At 41.4% G+C, this 11,847-nt stretch carries 10 protein-coding genes and 1 pseudogene; 7 read left to right on the forward strand and 4 right to left on the reverse strand.

The genetic code is table 11. The features are described 5' to 3' along the window. Positions 1-50 precede the first annotated feature (50 nt). Together VP97_RS15545 and VP97_RS15550 are read left to right on the forward strand one after the other, a co-directional pair. Positions 51-398 (forward strand): annotated as a pseudogene (locus VP97_RS15545) (N-acetyltransferase family protein); the annotation flags it as partial. Positions 399-725: 327 nt separating this feature from the next. Continuing rightward, positions 726-1,040, forward strand: a complete 315-nt coding sequence (locus VP97_RS15550; RefSeq protein ID WP_050182909.1) for an MTH1187 family thiamine-binding protein — start codon at positions 726-728, stop codon at positions 1,038-1,040. A gap of 110 nt (positions 1,041-1,150) precedes the next feature. Here VP97_RS15550 and VP97_RS15555 read toward each other — a convergent pair whose 3' ends face one another. Further along, on the reverse strand, positions 1,151-1,990 hold the full coding sequence (locus VP97_RS15555) for an aldo/keto reductase (protein ID WP_050182836.1): 840 nt from the start codon (positions 1,988-1,990) through the stop codon (positions 1,151-1,153). Between the two features lie 442 nt (positions 1,991-2,432). Here VP97_RS15555 and VP97_RS24550 point away from each other — a divergent pair, with 442 nt between their 5' ends. Both VP97_RS24550 and VP97_RS15565 read left to right on the forward strand, forming a co-directional pair. After that, positions 2,433-2,810 (forward strand): S-layer homology domain-containing protein, encoded by a 378-nt coding sequence (locus tag VP97_RS24550; protein ID WP_050182837.1) that lies wholly within the window; start codon positions 2,433-2,435, stop codon positions 2,808-2,810. Further along, on the forward strand, positions 2,741-3,484 hold the full coding sequence (locus tag VP97_RS15565) for an S-layer homology domain-containing protein (protein ID WP_082220390.1): 744 nt from the start codon (positions 2,741-2,743) through the stop codon (positions 3,482-3,484). Before VP97_RS24550 ends, VP97_RS15565 begins: the two co-directional genes overlap by 70 nt. A gap of 459 nt (positions 3,485-3,943) precedes the next feature. Here VP97_RS15565 and VP97_RS15570 read toward each other — a convergent pair whose 3' ends face one another. Continuing rightward, entirely contained in the window at positions 3,944-4,171 is a 228-nt protein-coding gene (locus tag VP97_RS15570) for a hypothetical protein (RefSeq protein ID WP_050182839.1), read from the reverse strand. 580 nt (positions 4,172-4,751) lie between these two features. Between VP97_RS15570 and VP97_RS15575 the strand changes: the two genes are divergently transcribed. Together VP97_RS15575 and VP97_RS15580 are read left to right on the forward strand one after the other, a co-directional pair. Next, entirely contained in the window at positions 4,752-5,879 is a 1,128-nt protein-coding gene (locus tag VP97_RS15575) for an NAD(P)/FAD-dependent oxidoreductase (RefSeq protein ID WP_050182840.1), read from the forward strand. 279 nt (positions 5,880-6,158) lie between these two features. After that, a complete protein-coding gene (locus VP97_RS15580) occupies positions 6,159-7,013 on the forward strand; it encodes a dimethylarginine dimethylaminohydrolase family protein (RefSeq protein WP_050182841.1) in 855 nt (284 codons plus the stop codon). 289 nt (positions 7,014-7,302) lie between these two features. On the opposite strand, the gene VP97_RS15585 is transcribed toward VP97_RS15580, so the two are convergent. Together VP97_RS15585 and VP97_RS15590 are read right to left on the reverse strand one after the other, a co-directional pair. Further along, positions 7,303-8,214: an NAD-dependent epimerase/dehydratase family protein gene (locus tag VP97_RS15585; protein WP_245629905.1), complete on the reverse strand. Its 912-nt coding sequence runs from the start codon at positions 8,212-8,214 to the stop codon at positions 7,303-7,305. Between the two features lie 274 nt (positions 8,215-8,488). Beyond that, positions 8,489-10,066: an FAD-dependent oxidoreductase gene (locus VP97_RS15590; protein ID WP_050182843.1), complete on the reverse strand. Its 1,578-nt coding sequence runs from the start codon at positions 10,064-10,066 to the stop codon at positions 8,489-8,491. 156 nt (positions 10,067-10,222) lie between these two features. Here VP97_RS15590 and VP97_RS15595 point away from each other — a divergent pair, with 156 nt between their 5' ends. After that, a complete protein-coding gene (locus tag VP97_RS15595; protein ID WP_216594931.1) occupies positions 10,223-11,812 on the forward strand; it encodes a sigma 54-interacting transcriptional regulator in 1,590 nt (529 codons plus the stop codon). Positions 11,813-11,847 lie beyond the last annotated feature (35 nt).

The following is an 11,847-nucleotide window of genomic DNA, read 5'->3' on the forward strand; positions in this document are numbered from 1 at the left end:
GTTTCACTTGACAGTTACACACGGAGGAAAGCACAGTAGGCTTTGCGCAAAACGATAACCAGGCGTCTGCAGATATGTTTGATTTTTTATTAAAAAGCGGGGCGTATTATCTTATTGCACAGGAACATAACTTGATAAAAGGGTGGATTTTGATTGGTCAAGATTTCAGTACACTCAAACCTGTTCAAACGGCAGGCATATTCAGTTTGTACGTAAGTCCTGAATATCGGTCTTCAGGTATTGGAAGAAAATTAATAAACTATGCCCTTACGGAGTTAAAACAGCAAGGCTATCAACAAGTACAGCTATATGTATTCACTGGCAATCCGGCAAAACGATTATATGAACAACTTGGTTTTAAAGAGATTTGTACGCTGATGTCATTAGAGATAAAGTAAATTCCTTGTGGATGAAACAAAACTACCTGTAGATACCGAATTTAAAATGAAGAATTTGTCTACAATCTGAAGAGTCCATGTAAGGATTCTTTTTAGAGCGCCTGTCCCGAATTTAAATGTTCCCGCAGAATAATGGGGGAGAATACAGGAAATTGCAAAGCATAAGTTAGTCGGATTTCCAAAAAAACTTGATATAGCAATGTTTTTTGGTTCTTTCTTAGATATTTTACAAGCTGCTTTGACTATAGGTTATAATAGTAAAAAACATCTGTCTGTATAGGATAGATGTCTTTTTAAATGAAATACATAAAAGGATTGGTGAATAAAATGGCTATCGTCGATGTAACGGTTATTCCTGTCGGCACACAGACGCCAAGTGTCAGCAGCTATGTAGCGGATATTCAAAAAGTATTAAAGCAATATGAAGAAAAGGGGGACATTCGTTTTCAGTTAACACCGATGAATACGATCATTGAAGGTGACCTACCTAAATTATTTGAAGTGATTCAGGCAATGCACGAAGTACCTTTTGAAAAAGGTCTTGCCAGAGTTTGCACGAATATTCGAATTGATGACCGTCGTGATAAACAACGTAAAATGGAAGATAAAGTAGAGCGGATAAAAGGTTTGCTTGAGGAATAAGAATTTCTCGGCAGAGTGTATAGAAAGACAGGAGAACGAAGCAGTTCTCCTGTTTTTATTTTACCGCTTTAATGGCTAAAGCAAAGAAAAGCGGGTCCCTTACGATTCGTTTAAAATTCTTCATATACCGCAGGATCCTGATCGTTAATTCTGCCGTCAGGACGGGTTAAACCTGAAATCAGGCTCAATTCCGTTTCGTCAAGAGAAAAATCAAAAATAGAGATGTTTTCAAGCTGCCGCACCGGGGAAGCGGATTTTGGAATCGAAACGGCTCCCAGCTGATAATGCCAGCGTAACACAATCTGCGAAATAGACCTGTCATGGCGACGGGCTATTTGTTGAATGGTATCATCCTGCAAAAGATCCTTCCCCCGGAATAACGGACTCCACGATTCTGTTACAATATTATGCTCCTGATGCCACTTTCTTTGTTGTTCCTGATTAAAAAATGGATGCAATTCAATCTGGTTGACGCTTGGCTTAACGCCCGTTTCTTTTTTTAAACGCTCAATGTGCTCGGGCAAGAAATTGCAGACACCAATGGAACGAATAAGGCCCCATTTCCTGGCGTCAATTAAGGCCTGCCAGGCTTCTACATATTCATCCTGTTTCGGGTTGGGCCAATGAATCAAATATAAATCATAGTAATCGAGGCTCGCGCGATATAAGGATTCCTGGATTGTCGTCACTGCTTTGTCATAACTATGATAGCGGCCTGGTAGTTTAGAAGTAATTCTCAATTCTTCTCTGGGAACGGAGCTGCGTTTAACAGCTTCCCCTACAGTTCCTTCATTTTCATAATTATAAGCAGAATCAATAAGTCGGTAACCTGTATGAATGGCATTTTGAATCGCACTGGCACCCGCATTTCCGTTAAGCGCGTATGTACCTAACCCTATCACTGGCAATGTGAGTCCGTCATTCAATGTAATATCCGGAATTTTGACCATTATCTATCACTCCTTTAAATATTATTATACTACCATTATTAGGAATAGGCGTCAGTGATTTGGGGTGAAGCAGCCACACTCTTTTTCTTTTCAAAGAGAGGTGAGTGGAGGCAGCTTTATCAATAAATACTCTAACCTTATTTTGTTACCCATATATGTTTTAAGGAAACTATTTTATTAATGTCAGGTCTTTTGCTTATGCGCTGCATAATCAGTTGATTGAATCGCTCAACCATCGTCGTCCATGATTAACGGTCCTCATCCTAATAAATACCATAGTTAATTAAGCTTTTAATATAAGCATAACCGCAGTATTCATAATAGCAGCTTTAAATATGGATATTTTTTATTTTGAAATAAATCTTCTTTTCTTTCTGTTATACTGTATCATATATCAATTATTGGTAAAATTTGTTAATAGGAGTAAAGGGGGATAACAGATATGAAAAAGCTTTACAGCATACTAGCTGCAGCTTTACTTACAGGAGCGGTATTTGCATCCGCCAGCCCATCAGCGGAAGCAGCGAGCTTCGATCCCATTTTAGCAAAGCCTGTAAGCTCATTTCCTTTTACGGATGTGTCTGCAGAAAGCAAGGAAATGGTTTCGGCTCTTTATCAAAATAAATTTTTTAATGGAATCAGCGCCGATATGTTTGAGTGGAACCAGACGATCAAGCGGGTGGATGCTGCCGTGATCGCTGCACGAGGGATGGGTTATAGAAAAGATCAGCGTCCTTTACGAGAGGAAACATTGACGTTTACAGACATTCCAGAGCGTGCCCAGAGCGCGCGGTCGCCCTTCTTCAATTTTATGGAGTAGTAAATGGCAAAACGAAAACCATTTTCGGGTCCAATGATACGATTACAAGAGGTGAAGCAGCTATCATTCTTTCAAGAGCTTATAATGATGTATTGCTGCGTCCGACTGAAACAGTGCATCATTTTAAAGATGCAACAGGCCGATACGTGGAGGCTATCAACAGGCTGGTCGCGACAGGCATTACGCATGGAAAAACAATTGGCCGGTTCGGCACCAATGACCCGGTAAAACGAGGAGAGTTTGCGGTGATGGTAGCCCGGCTGAGTGATCCTGCTTTGTCTCCGCCCTCTTCTTACAGTGATCTGCTTTCTACACAAGGAGGCTTGACCATGAAAGCAGAGAAGGAAAACAATCGTTTATTGTTTGATTCAGCTGTTCGCCTGACGCTTATTCATACTGCTGATTTCAATTATATTTACAATCGTATTTATATCCTGGAAAAGAAACAGGGGAACCAATGGCTGGAGATAAAGTATAACAACGGGCTATCTTTTTTTGCCGATATGCTGGCAGTAGAAGCAGGTAAAAGCCAGGAAGTTACCATTTCGTTTGACCAATTTAAAACATTGATGACACCAGGGAAATATAGAGTAAGGCATACATTTTATCCCTCAAAGAATGGAACGGTGAAAGAGCGTGCGTTTATAGCGGCAGAATTTACTATTACTGAATAAATTATCGTTTATACATTGCTTATAATCAATCTGTAATGATAGATGCACTCACCGGTGTTTTTTCTATGCAGAACATAAAAAACTTATAGACTGTCTTTTTCTAATAGCTTGTTTTAAAGTTAGGGAGAAAAAGCTGCTTCTCCAACTGTCAGTTGTTCAATGTGGAGACGCAGCTTAACTTACCATAGTCATTAATAGTTTCTTTGTATACAGCTTGGCAAAGTGAAACGCTTCAGATCAAAGCGTGGCAGAGTAAAGAGTGCCCATAAAAAAGACCAGCATGAGCTGGTCAGAGAGTGGAGATAAAATAAAAAAGCAGGCTGATTGAAAACGTCTGTTCTTCCAAAAGCGTCGCCAGCTGAGAAGTGGCGTGACCTTTTTTTAGTTATGAGCATTCACAGCTGGCAAGTGACGCCGATAGCGTGCGTTTGTCAACAGCCTGAGACCAGCTAAAGCTGGTTATCCATGTTCAATAAGGCTGATCGGCAAGATGATGGTCTCTTGCCATCCCTCAAAATTAAAATCACTCTCGTTGCTCCACTTAAAGATACCTGGATCCCAGTCATCTTCATCAACAATAATACTTCTCATCATTTCTTCATAAGTCACGGCTTGCGTGACTTCTTTTCCTATGTTATTCCACAGGCAGTATAAATCTGGGGCATTTGTAGATCTGAGTACTTTCAATGAAACTAACTCCTCCCGCTTAAATTGCGTCTTCAATCTTTTGATAAGTTCGCCTTTCGGTTAGCTCAAAAATATTATACCAATAGCGATTTGGTTTAGTTTGTCGAAATTTGTCTTGGAAACATTTAATTACATACAATCCTGTTATATGTATGGGTATTCAGAAATAAATATGGCAAAAAGTTTGATCAAGCTAACAAGGAACAAATATCATTGGCGGGCAGTACGGGTCGTGTTGATAGGAGAAAGTCGAGTGCCTCAGCAGGTGCTGCAGTGATTCGTACAGCTTTATATACCAAGAAAAATAACGCAAAAGGGTTGAACGTTCATGAAAAATGCTACATAAGGGCTCTTTTGTTTTAAACGTCTGTCTTAAAATGAAAGGTTCGTCAAAAGCTTTCCAATTAACTGGGGATAGAATACAGGAAGCTGAAAAGCACAAATTGAAATAAAATAATGCGAACCTTTATACATCAATGTTCGGCGGTTCTTTCCAAGAGATTGTATATATCATTTGGCTTATTCGTTATAATCATCATAGAAACAAATAATTGATATGATGTAAGAAAGGTTAGTGAATATGAAAAAGGTTATAGTAGTCGGTGCTGGAATTCTTGGCGCATCAGCAGCCTATCAATTAGCAAAAATGGGTGCCGAAGTCTTGATTATAGACCGCAAAGATAAAGGACAGGCGACTGATGCAGCTGCAGGTATTATTTGCCCATGGTTATCACAGCGGCGCAACAAGGCCTGGTACCAGCTCGCAAAAGCAGGGGCACGTTTTTACCCTGAGCTGATCGAAGAACTGAAAAGGGAAGGCGAGACGGAAACGGGCTATGCCCGGGTCGGCGCTCTCAATGTTCATCACGACATAGAGAAAATCAAGAAAATGGCAGAGCGTGCCGAAACACGAAGGGCAGATGCACCGGAAATCGGTGAGATTGTTTTGCTTGATGAAAAAGAAACCCGGGATCGATTTCCACATCTTTCTGAACAATACCAGTCTGTTTATGTGAGCGGAGGCGCCCGTGTGGACGGCCGTGCGCTGCGCGATGCGCTGTTGCGTTCTGCACAAAGAAACGGTGCCGTCCTTGTAACGGGGAATGCTGTACTTCAATACGAGGCGAGCCGGGTAACAGGAGTCAAGGTCGGTAATGAAAGCTATTCAGCTGACGAGTTGATTGTTTGTGCAGGTGCCTGGGCAAATCAGCTGTTAGCGCCTTTGGGCATCGATTTCAAAGTAAGCTTTCAAAAAGCACAAATTTTGCATCTGGAGGTTCCAGACGCGTCGGACACAAGCACATGGCCTGTCGTCATGCCACCTTCTAATAAATATCTTTTGGCTTTTGATTACCAGAGGGTTGTTATAGGGGCGACGCATGAAGATCCTGTAGATGGCTATGATACACGCATCACGGCAGGCGGGATGCAGGAGCTCCTGGAAAAAGGCTTAGAAGCAGCGCCTGGTTTATCGAATAGTACATTTCAAGAAGTAAGGGTTGGTTTTCGCCCCTACACGGCTGATTTTCTCCCAGTGATAGGTCCTATTCCGGGATGGGAGGGCCTTATCGTGGCAAATGGTCTTGGAGCGTCTGGTTTAACGACAGGTCCATATCTCGGGAACCAGCTGGCAAAGATAGCGCTCGACATGGATGTAGAGATCGATATCAGTCATTATGATATTCAAAAAGCAATGGAGAACAATTAAGCCTCCATTGCTTTTTATCTTTCAAGAGAGATACCTGATAGAGTGAACGCGTAAGCTGATCGGAACTGACATATATTCAGCCAGAATAAGCTTTTTGTGTTGGGATTTGCAAGGACAGCGGTTGAAAGGTTTAATACAACGTAGGAATTTATGTAATGTTCAGTGAAAACCATCCACTTCTTCTCAAAGTGGATGGTTTTTTAATTTTATTTGTTTATTAATGAATACCTAACAAAAGGGAAGACTACACAAAACAGTACATCTTTAAGAGGGGTAATTATGAAAACATTGTCAAAGAAACTCGGGAATATACAATGCAACAATGAATATGAGGAATTGCGCCGGGTGATTTTATGCGAGCCTCAATTTATGACTATACGGGATGTGATTAATGAAACGCAGGAATATTATAAACATGAAAATATTAATATTAACCGTGCAATACAGCAGCATACTCAGTTCTGTCAACTTCTTAACGAACACGGAATAGAGGTGATTAAGCTTTCACCTTCTCCACAGTATCCGGAGCAAGTCTTTACTAGAGACATCGGGTTTACAATCGGCCAAAATATTTTTATTGCTGAAATGGCCGCGGACATCCGGCAGGGAGAGGAACATGAGCTGAAAAAATGGCTTGAATCGGAGCAAATTTCTTATCACGCCCTAAGCGAAAATTCGATTGAAGGCGGGGATGTCATCGTTGATGGACACAATCTCTATGTCGGGATCAGCAGTCGAACAAATAAAGCATCCATTCAAGAACTTACACGTTTATTACCGGAATACGAGATCCTCCCTATTTCTTTAAATCAAAGATATTTGCATTTAGACTGTGTTTTTAATATTATTTCGCCGGAAGAAGCATTAATTTTCCCGGAGGCCATTGATCAAATTACAGTAAATATGCTTTCATCACGATTCGATTTAATCGAAGTGACTGAAAAAGAGCAATTTACACTTGGAACAAATGTACTTTCAATTGGACGGAAAAAGGTGTTTAGTCTAATGGGAAATCATAATGTAAACACTCGGCTCAGGGAGCGGGGGTATCATGTAATTGAGGTTGATATCACAGAGATTATTAAATCCGGAGGCTCTTTTCGCTGCTGTACATTGCCGATTCTGCGTGGATGAGACAAAAAGCTTTAACGGATAACAAGCAGGTACGGTAAAGTCACTTATCATGGCAAATGGGCTTGGGCGCGTCTGCTTTAAGGTTGGGTCCATATCTTGGGAACCAGCTGGCAAAGATGGCACCCGAAATGGATTTAGGAATAAATATAAATCATTATGATATTTAAAAAGCAATGGGGGTAGTGAATCCTCCATTGCTTTTTGTCAGTTCAAAAAACTATTTCCTTATTTAGGAGAGGGAGCTTTCTTTTATCCAAGTTTTCATATGGAGTTTGTTACTGCGATCCTCTTATATATCCGTATTTAATAGAGCAAGCTGGTCGTCGGGCAGGGCCTTGGTTTTACCATCACTGTTGAGAACATGGCGCCATGTATAACGCGGCTCATAGCCAAGGACCTTCCGGGCTTTATCAATGGCCATAAGAGTCTCATGTCCTTCTACAGGCCTCTTTAAAGAAACATCCGGAAAAAATTTATCCACCAGTTCCTGACTTGGTTCTGGAAATATGGTGTCCGGCGCCGTTATATGAAATATGTCAAATCCTAAATTATCCTTTTCGATCGCAAGCAGGCAGGCTCTTGCAGCATCTCTGACATCACAATAAGCCCATGCATTTTTCTTTTGGACATCTCTTTGTCCTTCTTCACTCCAATGCATGATAGGGATTTTCTCGTATTCATCCGGCTCATACATATTGGCAAAGCGAAGCGCCACAATTTGTGTGTTCGCAAGTTTGTGGAACATTTCGGAAAGAATTTCAGTCAGCCGTTTTGCCATTGCGTATGAGGACTTCACGATGGACGGGTGTTCTTCGTCCACAGGCAGGTAACTTAAATCTTCCGCCACGAAAGGGTATCCCAGAACAGTCTCACTTGATGCCCACACAACCTTGGGGATTTTAAGGTCTTTACAAGCTTCAAGGATATTAAAATTAACGAGCATATTATTTTCAAATATGGCCTGGGATGTATTCCGTACATCGGTAGGAATATTCCCCAGGTGCACGACTGCATCACACCCTGCTAAAAGCTGGCAGACCTGGCCATAATCACGTAATTCGGCCTGGATAAATTTTTTTGATTCAGATTCTTCCCTTAATTTTCTATCTGTAGCAATAACGTCATGACCAGCTTCTAATAAGGTTCTTACAGTCCATCGGCCAACTTTTCCTGCTGCACCTGTTACCACTACTTTCATCATTCCACGCTCCTGTTTTTACATTTCGATATCAGTGTAATACAGTAAAATTTTGTTGTAGAAATGTGATTAGAACACAGTAAAAAATACCGAAAAGCGGCTGTCTCCTCAGCAAGTTACATCCAATATCTTTGTTAGAATTCCCTGTTGCCACTGTTTTATTAGCAGGAGGTCTATATAGAAAATAATGGTGAGCAGGTGCTTATCGTACAGACTGGAACCGGTATCTGAAAATGCAAACCACAGCGAAGTGCTTCTGCTGCGGTAACATTAACCGTTAATAGCCGGAATCTTCTGAGGCAAGATTGTCCAGCATGCGATGATCGTCTCGCTGTAATGGTTTTTCAGCTGGACCTTCAATTACTTTTCCTGTATATGAAAACCTGGAGCCGTGACATGGGCAATCCCAGGTACGGTCACCGTTGTTCCATTCGACTTCACATCCTACATGGGTACAGGTGGTATCTACAATATATAGTTTTCCTTCCTCGTCTTTATAAGCGCCTTTTCTGTGTCCTTTGACAGTAATTACGGCACCTTCACCGTTAGATAAGTCTTCAGCACTCTTAGCAGGCAAATCAAGTTTTCCGTTGATTAAATGAGTGGCAACACCAGCGTTCTCTACCAAGAAATTTTTGAGACTTGGATGTGCATGGAATCGCGAGGGTGTATATAAATCTTGATAAACATTCTTTTTGTCCAAAATCATATCGCGAAACAGCAGAGCTGCAGCAGTGCCATTGGACATCCCCCAGTTTCTATAACCGGTGGCGATTAAGATATTTGGCTGGCCGAGGGTGATTTGTCCGATATAAGGAATGTTATCTAGTGTGATCAAATCCTGTGCTGACCAGCGGTATATCATTTTATCAAGTCCGAAAACCTGCTGACCGAAAATCTCTAAAGCTTTATAATGTTCCAGCGTATTCCTTCCCTGGCCAGCCTTATGACTCTGACCACCAATAAGCACGATTTCCTCTCCGTTAATGGTTGCAGAACAGAGTGAACGTGTAGGCTGGTCGGCACTGATATACATTCCGCCAGGATATTCTTTCTTTGTCTTAATGGCAAGAACGTAGGAGCGAACGGCATGCATTCTTGCAGAATAAAATCCCAGGCCTTCGTAAAATGGAAAATGCGAGGAGACAAGAACGTGGCTGCCTGTGGCACGCAATCCCTCACGAGTAAGAACGGCTGGCTGCTGCCCGGTTTTAATATTAACTGCCGTTGTGTTTTCAAAGAGAAGCCCACCTTTTTCCATGATAATTCGGATAAGATGGGCCAGGTATTTAATCGGATGAAATTGAGCCTGGTTTTTCATAACCAGCCCATTTTGTATGTCTATTCCGAAAGGAACCTTGTTAATCAGTGAACCGTCTATACCGATATTTTTATAAGCTTCTGCTTCTTTTTCAATCCTGCGGGCGTATTGATCCGTAGCAGCATATATACAAGCATCCTGAAGGCTGAAATCACAAGGGATTTGATGTTGTTCTACAATTTTTTTTATGAAATGAAGGGCTTCTATATTGGCTTCATAATATAACCTCGCCTTACTCCTTCCGAAATGGCGAATGAGTTCATCGTATATGAGCTCATGCTGGGCAGTAATTTTAGCCGTAATGGTTCCCCTTGGGCCGTTCAGCAGTTTCCCCGCCTCTAAAACGGCAACCTTCAGGCCTTCGTTTGCTAAAAGGTAAGCGGATGTGATTCCAGTAATACCGCCTCCTACAATAATCACATCTACATGAATATCTTTTTCTAAAGAAGGGAAATCCGGCAAATCAATAAAACCTCTCCAATCTGGCTCAGGAACCTGCGGTAGTTTTCCGCTCTCCTGATCGTTGTCAGTCATAGAAAAAATCCTCCATACGGTATTTCGATTATAGTAGGATTTCCTTGGATGAGAGAAGTATACATGGGCTATAATCAGCGAAATGCAGCTATGATCAGGTCAATGAGATAAGCACGATTTTTGTGATAAGATGGATTGAACAAGGTGGTGTATGGATTGTTAACGCTGGAGGACACTATTCAAGAAGCGCTGAATAAGTTAACGGAAAAAAAGTTGGAATCGATTGAAATTGTCGATGAGAATCAAACGGTCATTGGCATGATTACAATAGAAGAAATACGAGTAGCGATTCGGAATGGGCATGTACTGATGAAATTGAGAGAATTTTTTAAGCAGCCTTTTTTACATCAATTTCTCCGGGAACAGGAGCCGGGCGGGTTTCATGAACTGCTGATGGGCAAAATGTTTTCGGACATGATCAACTCGTTGTATGACGGTGTATACATAACAGATGGGAATGGCTTTACAGTAAAAGTAAATACGGCGTACGAGCGTATTACAGGGATTTCGTCAGAGAAAGTAATAGGTTTTCATATGAAGGATGTAGAAAAGGCCGGCTATATATCAAAATCGGTTTCTATTCAGGTTATTCAAGAGAAAAAAACGCTGACGCAAATGCAAGAGCTGGCGAACGGGCGCAAAGTGATTGTCTCGGCAAGTCCTGTATTCGGTCAAGATCAAACCATTTTATATGTGGTTAGCAGTGTACGCGATATTACTGAACTGATCCGGTTGAAAAATGAAGTGGACGAATTAAAAGATAATCGATTGGAAACGGTGGACGTAGAAACGGATCATATTCCATTTTTGGCCGAAGAAGCGGAAACGTTTTTCACACTCGCACGCAAAGTAGCCCGCAAAAATGTAACGGTCTGTTTGACAGGTGAAAGCGGCGTAGGGAAAACAATGACGGCTTCCTACATTCATTATCATTCTGCTCGGAAAAATCAGCCGTTTATTGAAGTGAATTGCGGCGCACTGCCGGCCAATTTAATTGAAGCAGAATTATTCGGCTATGTAGGCGGTGCTTTTACAGGGGCACTTTCCAAAGGCAAAAAAGGGCTTGTAGAAATGGCTCATCGCGGAACACTATTTTTAGATGAAATCGGAGATATGCCCCTTGAGCTGCAGGTGAAGCTATTAAAAGTGCTTGATGACTTCACATTTACACCGGTTGGGGCAACGGAGGCCAAACAAGTAGATATTCGGGTAATCGCAGCAACCAATCAAAAATTAGAGGAACTCGTGAAAAAGGGACTGTTTCGGGAGGACTTGTTTTACCGGCTGACAGTAGTGCCAATGCACATTCCGCCGCTTCGTGAGCGTACAAAAGAAATCCCCAAATTAATTACACATTACTTGGATCAATTTAATACAGCACATGAAACAGCTGTAGAGTTTTCAGATGAAGCTCTCCGCTGCCTGAGTTCATATGAATGGCCGGGTAATATTCGTGAGCTTAAAAACGTGATTGAATACATAGTCGTCACGTCATCTTCTTCTAGCATAGAAGTGGAACAGCTGCCGGTTAAAATTCGCCGCGCTCCATCGTTTGTAAGTTCGTTTGGAGAAGATGAAATTATTCCATTGAAGGAAGCAACCGATATAATAGAGAAACAATTGATCAAAAGAGCCATGCAGCTTCATAAAACAACTCGAAAAGCAGCGAAGGCACTTGGCGTAAGTCAATCTACGATTGTAGCAAAAATGAAAAACTGGTCTGATTATAATTCTGATCAACATTGAGTAATTTATCGATCAATAGAGCATTCAACGCCTTC

The sequence above is a fragment of the Domibacillus robiginosus genome (assembly GCF_000966195.1).
GTDB lineage: Bacteria > Bacillota > Bacilli > Bacillales > Domibacillaceae > Domibacillus > Domibacillus robiginosus.

Coding starts and splice junctions, on each gene's coding strand:
- VP97_RS15575 (WP_050182840.1), top strand. CDS start 4,752: ATGAAAAAGGTTATAGTAGTCGGTGCTGGAATTCTTGGCGCATCAGCA.
- VP97_RS15555 (WP_050182836.1), bottom strand. CDS start 1,990: ATGGTCAAAATTCCGGATATTACATTGAATGACGGACTCACATTGCCA.
- VP97_RS15580 (WP_050182841.1), top strand. CDS start 6,159: ATGAAAACATTGTCAAAGAAACTCGGGAATATACAATGCAACAATGAA.
- VP97_RS24550 (WP_050182837.1), top strand. CDS start 2,433: ATGAAAAAGCTTTACAGCATACTAGCTGCAGCTTTACTTACAGGAGCG.
- VP97_RS15590 (WP_050182843.1), bottom strand. CDS start 10,066: ATGACTGACAACGATCAGGAGAGCGGAAAACTACCGCAGGTTCCTGAG.
- VP97_RS15550 (WP_050182909.1), top strand. CDS start 726: ATGGCTATCGTCGATGTAACGGTTATTCCTGTCGGCACACAGACGCCA.
- VP97_RS15585 (WP_245629905.1), bottom strand. CDS start 8,214: ATGATGAAAGTAGTGGTAACAGGTGCAGCAGGAAAAGTTGGCCGATGG.